Annotated in this window: 11 protein-coding genes; 6 read left to right on the top strand and 5 right to left on the bottom strand. The window is 61.8% G+C overall.

Annotated features, from left to right (window positions below):
* Positions 1-62: 62 nt before the first annotated feature.
* The 5 genes from rpoC to ACFCU0_RS01015 all read left to right on the top strand — a co-directional run bounded on the left by rpoC (position 63) and on the right by ACFCU0_RS01015 (position 12043).
* Complete coding sequence (rpoC, locus tag ACFCU0_RS01035) at positions 63-4394, top strand: DNA-directed RNA polymerase subunit beta' (RefSeq protein ID WP_434971797.1); 4332 nt, start codon at positions 63-65, stop codon at positions 4392-4394.
* Between the two features lie 394 nt (positions 4395-4788).
* A complete protein-coding gene (locus tag ACFCU0_RS01030; RefSeq protein ID WP_434971796.1) occupies positions 4789-7149 on the top strand; it encodes a right-handed parallel beta-helix repeat-containing protein in 2361 nt (786 codons plus the stop codon).
* 227 nt (positions 7150-7376) lie between these two features.
* Positions 7377-8840, top strand: a complete 1464-nt coding sequence (locus tag ACFCU0_RS01025; RefSeq protein WP_434971795.1) for a DUF92 domain-containing protein — start codon at positions 7377-7379, stop codon at positions 8838-8840.
* A 172-nt stretch (positions 8841-9012) separates the two neighbouring features.
* On the top strand, positions 9013-10359 hold the full coding sequence (locus tag ACFCU0_RS01020) for a dicarboxylate/amino acid:cation symporter (protein ID WP_434971794.1): 1347 nt from the start codon (positions 9013-9015) through the stop codon (positions 10357-10359).
* A gap of 28 nt (positions 10360-10387) precedes the next feature.
* On the top strand, positions 10388-12043 hold the full coding sequence (locus tag ACFCU0_RS01015; RefSeq protein ID WP_434971793.1) for a hypothetical protein: 1656 nt from the start codon (positions 10388-10390) through the stop codon (positions 12041-12043).
* A gap of 74 nt (positions 12044-12117) precedes the next feature.
* Here ACFCU0_RS01015 and ACFCU0_RS01010 read toward each other — a convergent pair whose 3' ends face one another.
* Entirely contained in the window at positions 12118-12714 is a 597-nt protein-coding gene (locus ACFCU0_RS01010) for a peptidoglycan DD-metalloendopeptidase family protein (RefSeq protein ID WP_434971792.1), read from the bottom strand.
* Positions 12715-12897: 183 nt separating this feature from the next.
* Here ACFCU0_RS01010 and ACFCU0_RS01005 point away from each other — a divergent pair, with 183 nt between their 5' ends.
* On the top strand, positions 12898-13728 hold the full coding sequence (locus tag ACFCU0_RS01005) for a DUF3667 domain-containing protein (RefSeq protein ID WP_434971791.1): 831 nt from the start codon (positions 12898-12900) through the stop codon (positions 13726-13728).
* 43 nt (positions 13729-13771) lie between these two features.
* Here ACFCU0_RS01005 and ACFCU0_RS01000 read toward each other — a convergent pair whose 3' ends face one another.
* The 4 genes from ACFCU0_RS01000 to dnaE all read right to left on the bottom strand — a co-directional run bounded on the left by ACFCU0_RS01000 (position 13772) and on the right by dnaE (position 20406).
* Positions 13772-14716, bottom strand: a complete 945-nt coding sequence (locus ACFCU0_RS01000) for a diacylglycerol/lipid kinase family protein (RefSeq protein ID WP_434971790.1) — start codon at positions 14714-14716, stop codon at positions 13772-13774.
* Positions 14717-14729: 13 nt separating this feature from the next.
* Positions 14730-15491, bottom strand: coding sequence for a type 1 glutamine amidotransferase (locus ACFCU0_RS00995; RefSeq protein WP_434971789.1), 762 nt, complete (start codon positions 15489-15491; stop codon positions 14730-14732).
* A 141-nt stretch (positions 15492-15632) separates the two neighbouring features.
* A complete protein-coding gene (locus ACFCU0_RS00990; protein ID WP_434971788.1) occupies positions 15633-16454 on the bottom strand; it encodes a phosphatase PAP2 family protein in 822 nt (273 codons plus the stop codon).
* Between the two features lie 460 nt (positions 16455-16914).
* Positions 16915-20406, bottom strand: coding sequence for a DNA polymerase III subunit alpha (gene dnaE, locus ACFCU0_RS00985; protein WP_434971787.1), 3492 nt, complete (start codon positions 20404-20406; stop codon positions 16915-16917).
* Positions 20407-20529 lie beyond the last annotated feature (123 nt).

Raw genomic sequence — 20529 nt, 5'->3', positions numbered from 1 at the left:
TCATCGCACGGTTCCTCTCTGCGTCAACTCCGCATCCCGAATTTCACATTCCGCAATCGAATATGCCGTACGGAAAAACCAAAGAGATCAACAAGGACTTCAGCGAGATCACCGTTAGCCTGGCGTCTCCGGAAGACATTCTGGAGCGCTCCTACGGTGAGGTGATGAAGCCCGAAACCATTAACTACCGGTCGTTCAAGCCGGAGATGGGCGGGCTCTTCTGCGAGAAGATCTTCGGTCCGGTCAAGGACTATGAATGCCACTGTGGCAAGTACAAGCGCATCCGCTACAAGGGCATTATCTGTGACCGGTGTGGCGTCGAGGTGACCCGGAAGGCCGTCCGTCGCGAACGGATGGGCCACATCACGTTGAGCGTGCCGGTGGTTCACATCTGGTACTTCAAGACGCTGCCGAACAAGATCGGCCACCTGCTCGGTCTGAAGTCGAAGGACCTGGAGAAGGTCATCTACTACGAGAACTACATCGTCATCCAGCCGGGCACGGCCGAGCGCCTGGGGGTGAAGAAGAACCAGCTCCTTACTGAGGAGGAGTACTTTAACATCCTTTATCAGATTCGGGAAGACAACAATCGTCTTCCGGACGATGACGAGGAAAAGTTCCTCGCCATGATCGGCGGTGAAGCCGTTGAAACGATGCTGGAGCGTCTTGATCTGGATCGGCTCTCGCAAGAGCTTCGGTTCCAGGTGAAAACCGAAACGAGCCAGCAGCGGAAGGCCAAAGCGCTGAAGCGTATGAACGTCGTCGAGGCGTTCCGCGACGCGAAGACGCGTATGGAGAACCGCCCGGAATGGATGGTCCTTCGCGTCATTCCGGTCATTCCACCGGAACTGCGCCCGCTCGTCCCACTGGATGGAGGTCGGTTTGCGACGAGTGACCTGAACGACCTCTATCGGCGCGTCATCATCCGCAACAACCGTCTTAAGCGCCTGATCGACATCAAGGCGCCGGAGGTGATCCTGCGGAACGAGAAGCGGATGCTGCAGGAGGCTGTCGACTCTCTGTTCGACAACAGCCGCAAGTCGAACTCCGTTCGCGGCTCGTCGAACCGCCCGCTGAAGTCCCTCAGCGACATGCTGAAAGGGAAGCAGGGACGGTTCCGCCAGAACCTGCTCGGGAAGCGCGTCGACTACTCCGGTCGTTCAGTCATTGTCGTCGGCCCGGAGCTTGAGCTCCATCAGTGCGGTATTCCGAAGGAGATGGCGGTCGAGCTCTTCAAGCCGTTCATCATCCGGAGGCTGATCGAGCGTGGCATCGTCAAGACCGTCAAGAGCGCCAAGAAATACGTCGAGCGACGGACGGCGGCTGTCTGGGACATCCTCGAGAAGGTGATCCAGGGTCGCCCGGTGATGCTCAACCGTGCGCCGACGCTGCACCGTCTCGGCATTCAGGCGTTCCAGCCGGTGCTGACGGAGGGCAAGGCCATCCAGCTCCACCCGCTCGTCTGTACGGCGTTCAACGCCGACTTCGACGGTGACCAGATGGCCGTCCACGTACCGCTCTCGCACGAGGCGTGCCTCGAGGCGACGGTGCTCATGCTGTCGAGCCACAACATCCTGAGCCCGGCCAACGGCGGTCCGCTCGCCGTTCCGACGCAGGACATGATCCTCGGCCTTTACTACATCACCAAGGCCCGCGACGGGCAGAAGGGAGAAGGCATGCGCTTCTCCACGGTCAACGAGGTGCGGCAGGCCTTCGATCAGGGCATCGTCCATACGCACGCCAAGATCAAGCTGCGGGACCCGGACGGGTCGGGCGAACTGCTTGACACGACGGTCGGTCGCGTCCTCTTCAACGAAGTGGTGCCGGACGGCGTCGGCTTCGTGAACGAGGTGGTGACGAAGAAGAATTCCCGGCCGATCATTTCGCGCGTCCTGAAGGCCACCGGCTTCAAGGAGACCTCGCGCTTCCTTGACGAAATCAAGGAGATGGGCTTCGGCCGCTCCACGACGTCCGGCATCACGTTCTCGCTTTCGGACATCATCGTCCCGGACGAGAAGCTGGAGTTGATCGAGGACGCCAACAAGGAGGTCGATAAGGCCCGCAACAATTACGCGATGGGCTTTATCACCGACAACGAGCGCTACAACCAGGTGATTGACATCTGGACGCAGACGAACAATCGCGTCTCGGAGGTGCTCTTCAACACGCTGAAGGAAAACCACCAGGGCTTCAACGCCATCTTCATGATGGCCGACTCCGGTGCGCGTGGTTCGAAAGAGCAGATCCGCCAGCTCGGCGGCATGCGTGGCCTGATGGCCAAGCCGCAGAAGAACCTCGGTGAAGGCGGTGGAGAGATTATCGAAAACCCGATTATCTCCAACTTCAAGGAGGGTCTCTCCGTGCAGGAGTACTTTATCAGTACGCACGGTGCGCGGAAGGGACTCGCCGACACAGCGCTGAAGACGGCCGACGCCGGCTACCTCACGCGTCGTCTCGTCGACGTGTCGCAGGACGTGACCATTACGGAGCACGACTGCGGGACGCTTCGCGGCATTAAGGTATCGGCGCTGAAAGACAACGAGGATGTCGTCCAGCCGCTTTCCGAGCGTATTGTGGGACGTATGTCGGTGCACGCCGTGTACGATCCGCAGACGGACGAGAAGATTCTCGACGCCAACGATCTGATCGATGAAGAGGCGGCCCAGCGCATTGCCGAAACCTCGATCGAAGAGATCGAAATCCGCTCGGTTCTGACCTGTGAGTCCCGTCAGGGCGTGTGCACGCTCTGCTACGGCCGCAACCTCGCTACGGGGCGTATGGTCGAAGTGGGCGAATCCGTGGGTGTGGTCGCGGCTCAGTCGATTGGCGAGCCCGGGACCCAGCTTACGCTCCGGACCTTCCACATTGGTGGTACGGCCAGCCGTATCTCGGCCGAGTCGACCATCCAGGCGGGTCAGAAGGGCATTGTCGAGTTCGAAAACCTGCGTCATGTGACGTACGAAGACTCCGACGGCCCGAAGGAAATTGTTCTCACCCGTCAGGGTGAGATTCGCGTGATGGATCCCGACGGATCCGGTCGCGAACTCACGAGCTACGTCGTACCCTACGGTGCTGAACTCCTTGTGGAGGACGGCGACGACGTGGAACAGGGCGACGTCATGGCCAGCTGGGATCCGTACAACAGCGTGATCCTGACGGAGGTCGATGGCGAAATCCGCTTCAACGACGTCATCGAAGGCACGACGTACCGTGAAGAGACCGATGAGCAGACCGGCCATAAGGAGAAAGTCATCATCGAGAGCCGCGAGCGTACGCTGACGCCGGCTATCATGGTCGACATGCCCGACGGCGAAGAGCGCGAGTACAACATGCCGGTCGGGTCGCGGATTCAGGTCGACGACGGCGATCAGGTACAGGCCGGTGCGGTCATTGCTAAGATCCCGCGTCAGACGGCCAAGACGAGCGACATCACGGGCGGTCTCCCGCGTGTGACGGAACTCTTCGAAGCCCGGACGCCGAGCGATCTCGCGACCGTGTCCGAGATCGACGGCATCGTCAGCTTCGGCGACCGGAAACGTGGGTCGCAGGAGGTTATCGTGACAAGCCGGGACGACGACATGCAGAAGACCTACATGGTCTCCATGTCGAAGCACCTGCTGGTTCACGAGAATGACTACGTGCAGGCCGGCGACGCGCTGTCCGATGGACAGATCGCCCCGCACGACATCCTCGCGATCAAGGGTCCGCGAGCCGTGCAGGAGTACTTGCTGAACGAGATTCAGGAGGTCTACCGCCTGCAGGGCGTCGACATCGATGACAAACACATCGAGGTCGTCATCCGCCAGATGATGAAGCGCGTCAATATCACCGCGCCTGGCGATACCCACTTCCTCGAAGAGGACATCGTCGATCGCCACGAGCTCGCGGCGGTGAATGACGAGCTCTACGACAAGTTCGTGGTGACCGACCCGAGCGAGTCCGGCATCAAGATCGGTGAAGTGATCTCGCGCCGGAAGCTACGTGAGTTGAACTCCGAGCTTAAGCGTGAGGACAAGCCGGAAGTCGAGGTGCGGGAGGCCCGCCCTGCCGTAGGTGAGCCCGTCCTTCTCGGCATTACGAAGGCCGCTCTCTCGACCGACTCCTTCGTCTCGGCCGCGTCGTTCCAGGAGACCACGAAGGTCCTGACGAACGCCGCCATCGAAGCGAAGAACGACCCGCTCTACGGGCTCAAGGAGAACGTCATCGTGGGACACCGCATTCCGGCCGGTACCGGCCAGCGGCGCTACCGCGACATCGTTGTCGGATCGAAGTCGGAGCTCGAAGAGCTTCAGGCGGCGATCGGTGGCAACGGCGAGCCTGCCGGCGACGGCAAGGCCGCCGGAGACGGTGCGCCGAGCACCGAAGCCATCAAGGCATCCTCTGAGGATAGCTAGAGGATAACTCGGTCGCCTTAGGCGTCCGACGCTTCAGAAAACCACGACCGTCCCGGTCTCCATCGTGAGGCCGGGGCGGTTTCGTTTTTTCCACCACGGACCGCTCCCCGTGTAGAAACGCGTTCGTTCCGGGCCGACGTGGCGACTGATATCACCGATCTATCGCTTTGCGATCCGGCCGATCAATCTCCGTCTCACGTCGCATGATTCTTGAACACAATATATTGGCCGCTGAATATGCGGGCACGTACATGTACACCTGCTTCCTGCACTTTGTCTTCCTCGTCGGCAAGATTGGAGGCGTCCTGCGGATGGAACGTCAGCATTTCTGTCGGTCCCGGACCTACTTCGTGTACACCATTCGGGCGAGGCCCCTTCTCAAACCCCTTTCTCTATGATGACGTACGCTACACGCTTAACTCGGCCGCTCGCGTGGCTCAGTGTTCTCTTTCTGCTCTTCCTCGCGCCAGAGGCCCATGCCCAGAGCGGTGACGTGGTCGTTGACGATGACGGCCAGGCGGCTCCGGGTGCCACGGTAGACTGTGACGCCAGCGGTACAGCGAACGTCTACGCGTCGCTGACGGACGCCGTAAATGCCGTGAATACCGACAATGCGCTGACGTCCATCTACATCTGTCCCGGCACGTACGGGCCGGATGAAGACGTCGTGATCGAGTCGAACCTGCAGATCCAGGGCGCCGGTGCCGACCAGGTGACCGTGCAATCCACACCGCAGGGTTCAGCGGAGACCGCCATTCGGATCGAGGATGGCCTCGGACTGAGTGGGATTGAAATTAAGGACTTCCGAATCGCCCAAACGAGCGCTTCACCTTCGAACGCGGCGACCCTATTCGTCGGGGCGGACGTTGACGGCGTAGAAATCTCCGGACTCGTCATCGAACGAGGAGGAAGCCTCGCCAATACGGCGTCGGCGATACGAATCGATGGTACCAATGTCGAGGTGTCTGGCTGCGATATCTCGGGCGGTCCGATTGGCTTCTTCGGCGACCCGGATAACAATTACACGATTGAAAACAATACCCTGCGCGGAGCTGGAAACGAATCCATCTGGATCGTGGACGGAAGCGAGATCAGCGTGGTCGACAACACGATCGAAGCGACGGCCGACGGCGACGCTCAAGACGACTTCACGGCGATAGCCATCTACAACCCAACGGCCAGCCTGGACTTTCGTGGCAACGACGTTCGTGAAATCACCCGGACGCCGGTGGTCCTCGGCGCTGGTATTCCGGTGATCGATCCGGATACGGGTTCCCCCGTCTCCGTTACGACGACGACGCAGCTCCAGGAAATCATTCTGGCGAATAATACGCTGGGACCCGTGACGTACGTCTCAGAGTCGGATGCCACAACCCTTCGTCCGGAGGCAGGCAACGCTTCGTCGACGGCATCGAATGTCTTTGGCCTACGTCGCAGCATTACCGTGTCGGCAGACGGCGTCGGAGGAAGTAGTGCATACGGGCGCTCCGCTTTCGATCTTGCAGAGCAAACGGACGGCGACGTGATCTGGCTGGCTGACGGTGCCATGTACAACGAGAACATCACCCTTCCTTCGGATCTCGGCTTTGCGTCAACTGGCACTGCGACGGTGGACGCGATTGACGTCGGCGACGGTGTTGTTCTTGGCACCCCGACGGGTTCGATTCAGGTCGCGACCGGACTGACCGTTGGACTGAACAGCGAAATTGACGGGACGCCGGTCGTCCTCGGGGATCAGGCAACACTCACGGACGGGGGGCTTACCGCGGGTCGCATTCAGGCCACGCGCACCGTTGCCGCCGGCGGAAGCTCTTCGTTCGGAGACATTGGTGCGGTCCTCACCGCCAACGGATCCGTCTCGCCCGGGGAAGTGACTGTTACGCGGACCGACGGTGAGCCGGTCACCAAAGGCGTCGGATCGATCAGCCGGATCTACGACATCACGGCCGCGACCAACACCGGCCTGGACGTCGACCTGGACCTGGAGTATGACGACGGCTCCGACGGTGGAGACGATGAACTGGCTACGTCATCGGTCACCGACGCGTCCGCGCTGGGTGTCTTCCAGACAGTTGACGACGGCGCCAACTGGTTCGAAACGTCAAACGTCACCATCGACGTGTCGAACAACGTGGCGTCAACGTTCGGTCTCCCCGACCTCGGACGGTTCACCCTCGCGGAGAGCGGTGGTGCCCTGCCGGTCGAACTGGCGCAGTTCCGTGCAAGCACGGACGGTCAGACGGCGGTTCTGACGTGGACCACGACCTCCGAAACAAACAACACCGGCTTTCACATTCAGCAGAAAACCGACACCGGATATGACCGCATTGGATTCGTTGATGGTGCCGGGACGACGAATGCGTCGACATCCTACCGCTTCCGCGTCGAAGATCTGGATGTGGGAGATCACACGTTTCGACTGGAGCAGGTGGATGTGGACGGATCAACCACCTACAGCACAGATCGGCTCGTCACGGTGGGCCTGGAAAGGGCGTACCGCGTCTCTGACGTAGCACCGAACCCGCTCTCCGAGCGCGGGACGATCGAAATCACGGTTCGCTCCCCACAGCGTGTCACGGTCGACCTCTTCGACGCCCTCGGACGTCGCATCCGCACGCTCAGTGACGGGGAGGTGCGAGCCAATGACCCGAAGCGACTGGTCGTCCGTCCGGACGGGCTCGCGAGCGGCCATTACTTCGTGCGCGTACGCGGAGAGGCGTTTCAAGCGACGCGACGTGTTGTCGTGGTCCGGTAGTAGGACGTTGACACACCGACACTCGTGCAAAACGAATACGGGGGCGTGGTCGATTAGACCGCGCCCCTGTTGTGTTGAACGCCGCTTCTGGCGCCCTCCGGATGGTGACAGAACGTGATGCGGGGTGCGAACGTACGGCGGTCGAATGCTGGTAACATGGCACGTCCGCTTTCCCGCGGCGGCGTGCAACGCACCCTCATCGTCGCAGCCTATCCTTCTGGCCCTCTGTGCCCATTCCGCTCCTTGACCTCTTTTCCACCGCTGAGGCGACCATCTTCGCCGCCGGAGCCGTCCTGCTTGCGGTCATAGCGATCCTGGGAGATGTGCTGCGGACCTCGGGCGTCGCGGCGGTACATTCTCGACGGGTCGTCCACATGCTCGTAGGCCTCGCCGTCGCCGGCGCGCCATTCGTCCTTCCGTCGCCGCGGGTCCTCGTGGCGCTTGCCATCTTCTTCGTCGCAGCAAATGCCGTAATGTGGGCTCGCGGGTGGCTGCCTGGCATGCATGAGGCGCGACCGTCGAGTCTTGGCACGGTGCTATTTCCCCTGTCCGTTCTACCGGCGATCGGGTTAACCTGGCTCGTCGATCCCGTCCGCATCCCGGCGTTTCAGGTTGCATATCTCGTACTTGCCCTCGCGGACCCCGCCGCCGGGTGGCTCGGAGACGAACAGAAGGAAAAGTCGGCTGAGGGGAGCCTTGCATTTGGTCTTGTCGCCTTGCTGGCATCCATCGTCGGCCTGCTCGCCGTGGGCCCGGACACATCGCTGGGCGCGGTGATCACCGGCGCCGTCGTCATTGCCGCAGTCACCACCGCTGCCGAGGCCGTCGGTCGAAACGGATGGGACAACCTGTTCGTCGTGCTGGCGGCCGTCGGCGCCACCGTCCCGTGGCTCGAGGCACCGGCATCCCCACTCGGTATGTTTGCCGTTCTTGCGGGAATCGTGTTTGCCGGACTCGCCTACGGTGTCCACGCGCTGTCCTGGGACGGCGCCCTGGCCGGTGGATTGCTGGCAGCCTCTTTCGTGGCGTGGGTTCCTCCCGCATGGGCGGGCCCTGCTGTCGTCTTCTTTGTCGGATCCAGTGCGCTTTCTTTCATTGGCCGTGAGGGAAAAGCGTCTGCAACAGAGCGCGTACAGAAAGCCGGTCCGCGTGATGCCGCGCAGGTTCTTGCTAACGGCGGCGTGGCCTGGATTCTGCTCGGACTGACGCTGGCCGCGTCGGACCCTCTGATCGTGTTCGGGATCCTGGGTGCATTTGCTGCGGCTGCAGCGGATACGTGGGCGACGGAACTCGGCACGCTGTCCACGGCCAAGCCAGTGTCGCTGCGCACCTGGACACGCGTCGCGTCGGGGACAAGCGGCGCTGTTTCGGGAGTCGGCACGCTGGCCTCCGCCGGAGGAGCGGCCTCCGTCGCGCTGACTGCCCTCCTGCTGGGGTTGACCGACGTGGGAGGGATGCTCCTGATCGTTGTGGCTGGCATCGCGGGCGCGTGGACCGACAGCCTCGCCGGGGCCTACCTCCAGGCGATATACCGAAACCCCGTGACGGGGATAGCCACGGAACAGCGCCCCCCACACGCCGACGAGCCGGTGCGCGGCTGTACGTTCATCGACAACGAAACCGTCAACGCCATCGCCACGGCAACGGGGGCGTGTCTCGCGATTCTCCTGGCCGGCCTCGTCATTTCCTGACGAGTCTCCGGAACAGGCACGAGGTCGCCGGCGGGGGAGGTGCGCCATCGGAGACTAAGATCCCGATGCCCAGCAATTGAAGACAATTTTGGACAAAGCCGCTTGTGCACCACCGGGCTGAACCGTTTCTTAATATGTCTTCGATCCGTCCTTCTCTGACCCGCCTCATTTTATGGACTGGTATAAAAAACTCCACTGGCAGATCATTATCGGCCTGGTGCTGGGCCTTTTGTACGGCATCTACGCCGCGTCCGCGGGGTTGGGTCAGTTTACGACGGACTGGATCGCTCCCTTCGGAACGATCTTTCTGAATCTCCTGAAGTTCATCGCGGTGCCGCTCATCCTTGCGTCGCTTGTGATGGGCGTGACGTCGCTGTCCGATACGTCCAAGCTGTCGCGGATCGGCGGGAAGACGATCGCCTTTTACATCGGCACGACCATCATCGCGCTGGTTGTCGGCCTCTTTCTGGTCAATACCATCGAGCCCGGCACCTACGTGCCGACCGAGGTGCAGGAGGCGCTGACGCAGACCTACGGCGGCGACGCCGAGCAGCGACAGCAGTTCGCGCAGCAGGCCCGCGACCGTGGCCCGCTGCAGCCGATCGTGGATATGGTACCGACCAACTTCTTCGCGGCGGCCAGCGATAATGGGAGCATGCTGCAGATCGTGTTCGTGGCGATTCTTCTCGGCCTCGCGTTGCTGCAGATCCCGAAGGACAAAGCGCAGCCGCTCATTGACTTTTTCGACGGACTGAACTCCGTCGTCATCCGTGTCGTCGAGATCACGATGCTGATGGCCCCGATCGGCGTCTTCGGCCTAATGGCTGACGCGATCACAAGCATCGCCGGGGAAAACCCGGATCAGGTGATCGACGTCGTGGAGGCGCTCGGGGTTTACTGTCTGACCGTTGTTGCGGGCCTCGCGGTCATGGTCTTCATCGTGTATCCGACCCTGCTCCGGCTTTTCACGCGGAAGTCCGTGATCGACTTCTTCCGCGGCATCGCCCCCGCACAGCTCGTTGCCTTTTCGACGTCCTCCAGTGGTGCCACCCTCCCCGTCACAATGGAGGTGGCGGAGAAGAACCTCGGCGTGTCCGAAGAGGTCTCCTCCTTTGTGCTCCCTCTGGGCGCGACCATCAATATGGACGGTACCGCGCTCTATCAGGCCGTCGCCGCCGTGTTTATCGCGCAGGTGCTTGGCTTTGATCTCACGATCATGCAGCAGGCAAACATCGTCTTCATCGCCGTGCTGGCGTCCATTGGAACGGCCGCCGTTCCCAGTGCGGGAATCGTCATGCTAGTTGTCATCCTGGAATCCGTGGGCGTGCCGAGTGCGGGCATCGCGCTTATCCTGGGCGTTGACCGTCCGCTGGATATGCTTCGTACCACGAACAACATCACGGGCGACACGATGGTCGCGTCCGTGATTGCGGCGAGTGAAGGGGAACTCGGCGTCGGTGACGGCGACGGAATTGCGGTCGGTGACTCTTCGGTGGTTGTCGAAGAAAGCGCCCTGTAGAACACGCGGGGCTGCCGAAACGCTTTTGATGATGGACGGTCCAAACCGCCTTGGTAACGACAAGACGTCCCTACGCGCATCGTTCTCTCCGCGCTGCAGCCTCGCTCCCGGCTGGTGCGTGCGGGCGATGGGGTTCGTCTATCTGGTTCTGCTGGCGCTTCTCCTCGTGCCACTCGCGTCACACGCCGGCGTGCCGGATTCGACGGGCTGGTCGCGTCCACTCGGCGTCGAAACGGATCGGTCTGCCACGCTCGTGGATGCCTCTCGACGGCTCATCTTCGAATACCGGCTCGGCTCGGCGGCGGATACGCTGGATCTCCTGGCCGGTAGACCCGACGGCCGGATGGCCGCAGAACACGGCCGGCTGTGGATCGAGCTGCTGCAGGCCTTTATCACGGAGGCCGACCGCCATTTCAGGGAGTTCGATGCCGTGTCCGATCGACTCGAGACGGCGGTCGATGCCCACGTGGACCGTTTCGGAGTTTCGGCGTGGACCCGTCACGTAGAAGCCGAGCGGCGATGGATGAACGCGATCATAGCGGGTCGCCAGGGAAACTATCTGTCGGCGGCATGGAAAGCCCGGGGCGCGCGGTCCCGGCTCGCCGATCTGGAGGACGACTACCCGACGTTCGCGGATCCGATGATGAGCCTGGGACTCACCCGGGTCGCCGTCGCCCGTCTACCCCGTACCTTTCGGTTCGTACTGCGCATTCTCGGTTTCCGTGGCGATGCGGAAGCGGGGCGGCGCCAGGTCCGACGGGCGGCCTCTGAGAGCCGGACCAATCGGTACCCGGCGCGAGCTGCCGACGCTGTACTCGACCTGGTGGTACGGGATCGTCAGGATGCTGCCCTGGAGCGTCTACGTGAGCTCCACCGAATGGCACCGGAGAGTCTGATCGCGTCGTATCTGCTGACGTTCGCGCTCATCGAGGAGCGAGCCGTGGAGGAGGCCCGCATCGTGCTGGCGGATGCACGGGCCCGGATGGAGACGTCGGGGTATGCGCGATTAGGCTATCTCGACTACTTTCACGCATACCTCCTGTTCGTAGACGGGGATTTTGAGAGAGCAGCGGTGTGGTTTGACCGGTACCTGACGCTGCACGCAGGCAACGCGCTGCGTGCCCAGGCGATGCTGTATCAGGGCCTCGCGCTGGAGATGATGCAGGGATGGTCCCGCGCCCGTCGGGTCTACCGCGACGTGGAGGTATTTCGTGACTTTGATACCGACCGCTGGGCGGCGCGCTGGGCAGCGGAGCGGTCCAAGGAACCGATGACGTCCGCAGACCGGGAGCTACTACGGGCGCGCATCGCGTTCGATGGCGCGCGCTACGTCGAGGCGATCGACCGGGCGAAGTCCGTCGCCGCGATGGAAGAGGCAAGCGTCATGATCGATCACCGGGCCGAGGCGGCCTATCGGCTCGGTCGGGCGTACCACCAGCTCGGTCGAGACTCGCTTGCGCTCCATCACTACACAGACGCGCTTGAGCTTGTGGGAGACGAGCGGTCGAAGTGGGCGCCGTACTCCCTGTACTACTCAGCACGGATTCACGCCTCCCGGGGGGAGACGGCTGCGGCGCGCGACCGACTCTCGCAGGCCATCGACTGGCCCGCACCGTACGATTTCTCGGACGGTCTCGAACAGATGGCCACGGCCGCGCTTAACGAACTGGACGCCGGGGCCTGAAGCGCCATCGACATGCGCCCGTCGGGTCCTGTCGTGGCGGTCGGAGTGGACGAGCGACCGACCGAGTTCCTCGGTCAATAGATCGGGCCGAGAACCTGGCGTGGGTCCGGGTAGGTCTCTCGCGCCTTCTCGCGGTCCGCCGGCGCAACCACGCCGGGCATATCGTTGTCAAGCGGTTCCTCGCGCGAGAGCTGCAGATGCAGGTGCGGCGGCCAGCCCCCGTTTTCGTGCGTCGTCCCGAACCAGCCGAGGACATCGCCGGCCTGTACCGGTTGATTGAGGTCCAGGTGCTCGAGCGTTTCCCGAGATAAATGCCCGTGAAGGGCCCAGACCCGCTCTTCGTCCAGCAGATGCTCGGTGATGACCGTGGGGCCGTAGTTGCGCGGGCTGTCGTGGTTGACGATGGCATATACCCGGCCGTCCGCGAACGCCTTCACGGGCGTACCGGCAGGGCCCCAGAGGTCGATGCCCATGTGGATGCAGCGCTCTTCGGCGTACAGGCCGGAGTTGTTGTACATTTCCTGCGCGCGATGCTCGTCGTACCGACCGATTCCCCACGCATGGTCCTCGATCGCGTTGGGGTCATATTCTTCTGTAAAATCGAAAACAGCGACATCGGACGGGATGTCGACGACGGAAGGATACTGATGTCGCGATGCAGGGGACGTCATGCTGAGAATGGTCAATCCGTTCGGTGGGGTGGAGATGAACTTTGATGCACAATGCGCCTACATCAGCACGGCGAACCCGCCATTCAGTTCATCCACTCGTTTGTTTTCCGCGGACCTGTGCCTGATTCAACAGACGCTTCTCCATCCCGCGAGACCCGAGACGAGAACGCACCGTCCGACGGTTTGGCCGATCCCACCGTTCAACCGGCTGGTGCCGATGGGGAGCAGGTAAGGGTTCGGGGAGCGACGCGTCAGTCATACTGCATGAACTGCGGGGCCGATCGCTCCGGCTCGTACTGTTCGGCGTGCGGGCAGCAGTATCTGGATCGACCGCTGACGTTCGGACACCTTGTGCGTGCGTTCATTTCGAGGGTGTTCGACCTCGATCAGGGGCTGTTGTACACGATTCGACGCCTGGCGGTTGATCCGGGGAGCGTTGCCCGAGCGTACGTAAAGGGGAGGCAGAAGCCGTATGTGGGCCCACTGGCGTTCATGGTCGTCGCTACGGCCGTCTTTATCGGCTCCTTCGAGCTTGTCGCCGACTCCATGCGATCGATCTTCGAGGCGCAGGGCCAGTCCGCGGCCGACCCCGCGGTCGTTGACGCGATGGATGACTACGTAAAGCCGTACGCCGCCCTTCTCTTCACCGTGAGCGTCCTGCCGGTCGCGTGGGTCCAGCAGCGCGTCTTTCGGTCCGTAGCGGACTACACGTTTGCCGAAACGCTTATCATGGTGCTGTACTGCGCAGGCCAGGCAACGCTCTACACGGGCATACTGCAGCTCGTCATCATGGTGGCAGTCCCGTCTCTTACCGGCATTCTGATCGTTCAGGGGTCGACGCTCCTCATTTTCCCGATCATCGCTCACGGCGCATACGGGTTCTACCGAAAGAGGTGGAAGGACGTGTGGCTCACCTTTGCGATCTCTTTCACCGTCTACATGGTCGCCCTGGTCGCCGTCATCGTCGCGGTGATCGTTCTCGTCGCCTGGTTGAACGGGGCAGGGGCTGCGTAAGATGGTCGTCCGCGCAGCACGTCTGCCATCGGACCGTTGTTGCTTACGACAAGGTCGAACACGGCAGGTGAATGTTGACAGCGTCTGGAATGACCTGGAACGTGGCGGGCAGTTGACCGACGGGGTCACCGTCCATTTCCAGAAAGACCGGATTGGTGCCGGTAGGTACGATCGTGAGGCTTCGCGCGCGAAGGGGTCGAATGTAGGGGAGGCCCGTGTGCTCCCCCGCGTAGATCCTCCGTGCATCGCGCAGAAGCCGCCGGAACGGGACATTGTCTAGCAACACGACATCCAGCACGCCATCGTCGACCACCGCGTGCGGCGCGATCTGGAGTCCGCCACCGAAATATCGTGCATTGGCAACGGCGATGTTTCGTACGCGATGTACGCCGGTGTCCGTGCCGTCCGCGATAACGCGAACGTCGTCGTGCTCGTAGTCCTGGAGACACCGAATGATCGCTGCAAAGTAGGCAACAGTCCCCCCGATAAAGCGTCGCTGTTCAACTGATTGCACCCTTCGGACCACCAGCCCGCCCAGACCCATCGACGCGATATTGATCGCGTAGCGGGTACGGACATCACCGTGGACGTTGGTATAAGAAACCCGCATCAGATCCACCGGGTGGACGTCGGTGCCCGCGTTTCCCGTGGGACGGTCCGGCAGTTCCCGCAGTGTTCGGAGAAAGTCCGACCCTGTGCCTCCACCGAGCGGGAGAAGCGATGCGTCGGGGGCAATGGGCTCGTCTGCATCAAAGAAGCCGTTGACCACCTCGTTGAGGGTGCCGTCGCCTCCCAGAACGATGATCTGACGGATTCCCTGTCGAAGCGCGCGCCGCGTCAGTCGCGTGGCGTGACCGGGCCCCTGCGTCCACGAGATCAACGCCGCCGCCGGTCCCTGCGATAGGCGTGCTGCGATGCGTCGCGACCGGCGCTGGACGTGCCGAGACCCGGCCGCCGGATTGGCGATGACGTGCGTGGTGGGAGACACGTTCAGATCGTCGCTACGGCTGGGACGGGCGTTCGGCGGTCGGCGGGTCGTTTGCTATCGGTGCTCGATCCGACACACCGGCGACGTACGAGAGGAAGTTGTCGAACACGCGCTTGACGTTCTGGGCCTTGCGCACGTTCTCGGCCGTGCAGGTGTCGAGTGCCTGCTGGATGTCCGTCGCCGGCAGGTCTTTCGACTCGATCATCGCCTTGGCCGTTCGGAGATCGTATTCAGGGTGAAACTGCGTCGTGAACACGTTCTGGTGTCGGAAAGACTGGATGCTCGCGTCGTTTCGGGCCAGGACGGTTGCCTCCGGCGGCATCTCGGTGACATGATCGGAATGCGTCGCAAATACGGTACAGGGGCTCTCCACGCCCTCGAAGAACGGATCCGAGTTGACTCGTTCGACCTCCGTATACCCGAGTTCGTACGCTCCGCCTTCGACGCGTCCACCGAGCACCTCGGCCAGTAGCTGGTGGCCCCAGCAGACGCCGAGCATGGGGAGGCCTGATGCAACGGCAGTACGAACCCAGGTAGACAATCGGGCGATCCAGGCGTCGTCGTGATAGACGGACGACTGTGACCCCGAGATGACGGCCGCGTCGAACGGGTCGGAGATCCCGGTCTGCCGCAGCGGTTTCTCATCGGCGATCGGGGGTGGCAGTTCACCCTTGTTTACATCGAACACCGTCAGCGTCGCGTCGATCTCACGCCGGAAGTTTCGCTTGGCATGCGGCGTTCCGAGGGAGGCGTCCAGCAGTGCGATGTGCAGCATCCCGACAATTGGGTATTTGGTGACCTATGCGATACTCGGGCACGTCTCGCCCGGGCTGCCGTTCCTATGGAGACGAGGTCGCTCACGTCATTGTAAAGCGGCCGGAAGGTCTCCTGCGGGGTACCGGAAGGTAGCGACGTGCTAAAACCGGACGCGAAGACCGAGTTGGTTCGTCCCGACGATCGGGTCGTAGGAGACCGATCCGTCCCCGGGGCCGTCCGTGTCGGCGACCGTGCGTCCAATCAGGTACCCGAGCGCACCGCCGAGGACAACGTCGGAGAGCCAGTGATTGCCGCTGCGAATCCGCTGGACGCCAACGGAGGTTGCAACGCCATACGCTGGTACCTGGACCCACCACCGATCATAGTCGTGGGCGATGACCGAGGCGATGGCAAACGCGCGAGAGGTATGGCCCGACGGCATCGACTTGGTCGCATGGGCGCTGCCGAACTTCGCGGCATTGATGTCCCAAGGGCTTGCGTTTGCATACGGGCGGGATCGACCGGCAAGCCCTTTGAAGAGGCCGGTGGTGACCTTGGTGAGGGCGAGGGCCTCAACCAGATTGAAGGACGTGCGTGTGAACTGTTTCTCCTGCAGAGCGATGCCCGTCACCGCGAACGTCCCAATGGCTCCGAGGACAAAGCGGTCGGGACCGATCCGGTCGTAGAGGCGTCCGGGGGCGGATGCCGGCGTGGCCAGAGTTGCGAGGTGGGTGTCGGCATTCGCGGGGACGCGTCGGGCGGCGGGGCGATCCAGTCCAGCCATCACACCCACGACAAGACCGGAGGCACCGACCAGCTGGAGCGTCTCGTCTCGATCGAGTGTGAAAGGTGCCCGGACAATGGAAAGAACGTCGGACCGGACGTTTTGCCAGGATGGGATCCACCGATCCGCGTCGGTTCGGAGCACCGGTTCGTCGGCTTCCGGAAGGTAAGAGCCGGCGCGAAGGCCCTGTCGTTGCATCGGTGCGAATGACGCACGAGGGGAGGGGCCGCGGGGGGCGGCGTGGACTCGCAAACTTGTGCCCGCGTCGCTGACCGTCTCCGTTTCAGAGAGCGCCGAGGGTCGTAATTGCGCGCTTGCGGATCCGGGCAGAAGTCCGTGACAGCTGAGGAGCGCGAGGACCGTGCACAGGATGCAGGAACCGGAGTACAGGCGTTCACACGCAAGTGTACGGGCCAGAATGCGGGCTACGCAGGATGGAGCAGAGAACACAGGCGCGCGGGGCGTGTCGGGTATGTAACAACACTACGGTTTCGTAACATACAAACGAAATGCCGTCGTTGTCCACTGTTCCTTCACAAAAAACCAGCTGGCTCTGGATGCTGCTCTATGCGCGTCAGGGCCCCGGATCCGGGAAGGGCTCTGAATTTGAGATCTGTCGGCCAAGCACGCCCTGTTGAGTGGGCTGGACGGGAACGGGTTAAATCGAACCCGTCAGTCGTATATTTTCCGGGCCTACCAGGCGCTGCGCTCCCTTCATGAACTCGGAGGTAGGTTCGATCACGAAGGAGCGACTCCGAAGCCGTTCGGGTCCCGTTAACTCCGGGGCTTTGAGGTCAAAGTAAAGCTTACAGTGGCCGCGATTGTTTTCGCAAAGTGCCTTGAGCTGGAGCAGCTCCTCCGCCACCATCGTCTCGGCGTCGACGGTCAGGATCACTTCCTCCACCTTCTGCTCGCGGACCTTCCACATCGGAAGAATGTCCTTCACGAGCACCTTCACCTGACCGCCGCGCATTTCGACGTTGCCCTTTACGAGCACCACCTTGTCGACGTCGAGATACTGCCCGGCGCGGTCAAGGACCGTGGAGAAGCAGACCAGTTCGCCCTGCCCAGTGAAGTCCTCGATCGTGCCGAACGCGATCGGCTTTCCGGATCGCGTGGTGTGCCGGTTGATCTCCGTGACGATGCCACAGAACGTGCGGACGGGCCCGCGATCGCGCCCGTACTGGTCCTCGTCGCCGCTGTGATTGTCGATCAACTTCTCGATCGCATCTGTATTGCCGAACTGGGCGGAGGCGAAGGCGTCAACCTCGGCGCGGTATTCGTCGAGCGGGTGGCCGGATACGTAAAACCCGAGGACGTCGTGCTCCTTTTTAAGGCGGGTGCCGGTCGGCCACGGCTCGGCATCGGGAAGCTTCGGTTCGGTTTCGCTCGATCCGATCTCTCCGTTCCCGAAGAGCGAATTCTGGCCCGCCGCACGATCGGCCTGTACCTTCTGGCCGTACCGTACAGCGCCGTCAACGGCGTTTGCCAGCTGCGCCCGGTGGCCTTCGAGATCGTCGAGGGCGCCTGCATCCGCGAGTGCTTCGAGCGTCCGTTTCCCGACGACCGAAAGATCAAGATCTTTGGTCATCGAGTAAATCGTTTCAAACGGGCCGTTCTTGTCGCGAGAGGCGATGATCGACTCGATGGCATTTACGCCCGCGTTCTTTACGGCGCCCATTCCGAAGCGGATCTTGCCGTCCTTCGCATCGAACTTCGTCTGGCTGTGATTGATGGACGGCGGCAGCACTTCGATCCCCATTCGGCGGGCCTCCTCGAGGACGACGCTTAGCTTGTCGGTGTTGCCCATGTCATTCGTCATGGCCGCGGCCAGGAATTCGGCCGGGAAGTGGGCTTTCAGAAACGCCGTTTGATACGCGACGATGGAGTAAGCCGCTGCATGTGACTTATTAAAACCGTACCCGGAGAACTTGGCCATGAGCTCCCAGACGCGCTCGATCGTCTCGTCGTCCACGTCGCGGGCTTTGGCCCCCTCGACGAACTCGCCCTTCATTTTGTTGACCACCTTCGCCTTTTTCTTCCCCATCCCGCGGCGAAGAATGTCGGCTTTCCCGAGCGAAAACCCGCCCATCTCCTGCGCCATCTGCATCACCTGCTCCTGGTACACCGGGATGCCGTACGTCGGCTTCAGGATGTCCTCCAGCATCGGGTGTGGATACTCGACCTCTTCCCGATCGTGCTTCCGGTCGATGTAGGTCGGGATGTTTTCCATCGGCCCCGGACGATACAGGGCGTTCATGGCAATGAGGTCATTGAGCTCCGTCGGCTTCAGCTTGCGCATCCATTCGCGCATCCCCGTCGACTCAAACTGAAAAATGGAGACGGTGTCGCCTCGCTGGAATAGCTTGTACGTATCTTCGTCGTCCAGCGGGATCTCATCAAGATCGATCGTGACGTCGTAATTTCGCTCGATCAGCTCGATCGCATCGTTGATGACGGTAAGCGTCTTCAGCCCGAGAAAGTCCATCTTGAGTAAGCCGAAGTCTTCGACCCAGTCCCCGTCGTATTGCGTCGTGATGACCTTTTCGCCCTTGGACTTTGAGACGGAGACCGGTACGTAGTCGCTCACCTCACCCGGCGCGATGATGACGCCGGCAGCGTGAACGCCGGTGTGCCGAACAGATCCTTCGAGCACCTCCGCGTAATTCATCATCTTGCGCACGGATGGGTCGTCCGCGTCCTTCAGGGCCCGGAAGTCGGGGTTTTCCTCGAACGCAGATTCCAGGCTTACGCCCGGCCCTTCCGGAATCATCTTTGCGATTTCGTCGGCTCGGTCAAGCGACACGTCGAGAACGCGCGACACGTCCCGGACGACGGTTTTCGCACCCATCGTGCCGAAAGTGATGATCTGGCAGACGTTCTCACGCCCATACTTCTTGACCACGTAGTCGATCACCTTCGATCGGCCGCGGTCGTCGAAGTCAATGTCGATATCGGGCATCGACACGCGCTCCGGGTTCAGGAAACGCTCGAAGAGCAGGTCGTACTGGAGCGGTTCGACGTTCGTGATGCCGAGACAGTAGGAAACGGCCGATCCCGCGGCCGATCCCCGGCCGGGACCGACGCGGACGTCCAGGTCACGGGCGGCTTCGGTGAAGTCCTGCACGATCAGAAAGTACCCCGAGTATCCCATCTCCTTAATGATGCCGAGCTCGTGGTTGAGCCGGTCCACGACGTCCTGGGAGAGGGGGTCGCCATAGCGCTCGTTGGCACGTTCGAAGGTGAGGTGACGGAGGTAATCATCCATGCCGTCGAAGCCATCCGGAATCGGATAGTGCGGCATGAGCAAGTCGCCCATCTGAAGCTCGAAGTTGCACTTGGCGGCCACCTCGTTGGTGTTCACGAGCGCCTCGCGTTGGAACGACTCCGGAATCCCGGTCAGCGCCTCCGTCATCTCCTCGGCGCCCTTCAGGTAGAACTGGTCGTTGGAGAAGCGCATCCGGTTCGGATCCTTGTAATCCTTCCCGGTCTGCAGGCAAAGGAGGATATCCTGCGCTTCGGCGTCACCCTGGTCGACGTAGTGAACGTCGTTCGTTGCGATGACATCCACGTCGTATTCTTCCGACCACCGGAGCAGCACCTCGTTGCACGTGTGCTGGTCCTCGATGTCGTGGTTCTGAATCTCGATGTAATAGTCGTCCTGAAAGATGTCCAGGAACGCCTCGAAGACCTGTCGCGCGGCGTCCTCTCCTTTCTTCAGGATGGTCTGAAGGACCCAGCCCTGCAGGCAGCACGTCGTCGCAATCAGCCCCTCGTGGTGCTTGCGCATCATGTCCAGATCGATGCGCGGCTTGTAGTAAAAGCCCTCCGTGTAGGACTTAGAGGAGAGCTTGATAAGGTTCTGGTAGCCGGTCGCGTTTTTCGCGAGCAGCACCTGGTGATACCGTGTCCGGTCCGATTTGTCCTGGTGCCCGCTTGGAGTTACATAGAACTCGCACCCGATGATGGGCTGAACGCCGTGCTTCTGAGCAGTGGTGTAAAACTCCGGGACCCCGTAGAGATTCCCGTGATCGGTAATCGCGACGGCCGGGATTTCCTTTTCTTTCGCTCGCTGGATCATCGTGTCGATGCCGGCGGCGCCGTCCAGGAGCGAATACTGCGTGTGGCAGTGGAGATGGCAGAAATCCATGCAGGTACGTCGGGGTCGGATGAAGCAGAAGCGGGGCCGGGGAGGGGCAAGACCGCCCGGGGAAGAAACTTACGTCCGGCCTTTCCAAGCAAATGATATCCATGGGGGAACGCAAGTGAATAA

The organism is Longibacter sp. (assembly GCF_051155795.1).
Taxonomy (GTDB): Bacteria; Bacteroidota; Rhodothermia; order Rhodothermales; family Salinibacteraceae; genus Longibacter.
The sequence above is the reverse complement of the archived record's forward strand: the minus strand, read 5'-3'. Positions and strand labels throughout refer to the sequence as shown.

Excerpts from the sequence above, each read along its gene's own strand:
- rpoC (WP_434971797.1), top strand. The coding sequence starts at position 63 with ATGCCGTACGGAAAAACCAAAGAGATCAACAAGGACTTCAGCGAGATC.
- ACFCU0_RS01030 (WP_434971796.1), top strand. The coding sequence starts at position 4,789 with ATGATGACGTACGCTACACGCTTAACTCGGCCGCTCGCGTGGCTCAGT.
- ACFCU0_RS01020 (WP_434971794.1), top strand. The coding sequence starts at position 9,013 with ATGGACTGGTATAAAAAACTCCACTGGCAGATCATTATCGGCCTGGTG.
- ACFCU0_RS01015 (WP_434971793.1), top strand. The coding sequence starts at position 10,388 with ATGATGGACGGTCCAAACCGCCTTGGTAACGACAAGACGTCCCTACGC.
- ACFCU0_RS01010 (WP_434971792.1), bottom strand. The coding sequence starts at position 12,714 with ATGACGTCCCCTGCATCGCGACATCAGTATCCTTCCGTCGTCGACATC.
- ACFCU0_RS00995 (WP_434971789.1), bottom strand. The coding sequence starts at position 15,491 with ATGCTGCACATCGCACTGCTGGACGCCTCCCTCGGAACGCCGCATGCC.
- ACFCU0_RS00990 (WP_434971788.1), bottom strand. The coding sequence starts at position 16,454 with ATGCAACGACAGGGCCTTCGCGCCGGCTCTTACCTTCCGGAAGCCGAC.
- dnaE (WP_434971787.1), bottom strand. The coding sequence starts at position 20,406 with ATGGATTTCTGCCATCTCCACTGCCACACGCAGTATTCGCTCCTGGAC.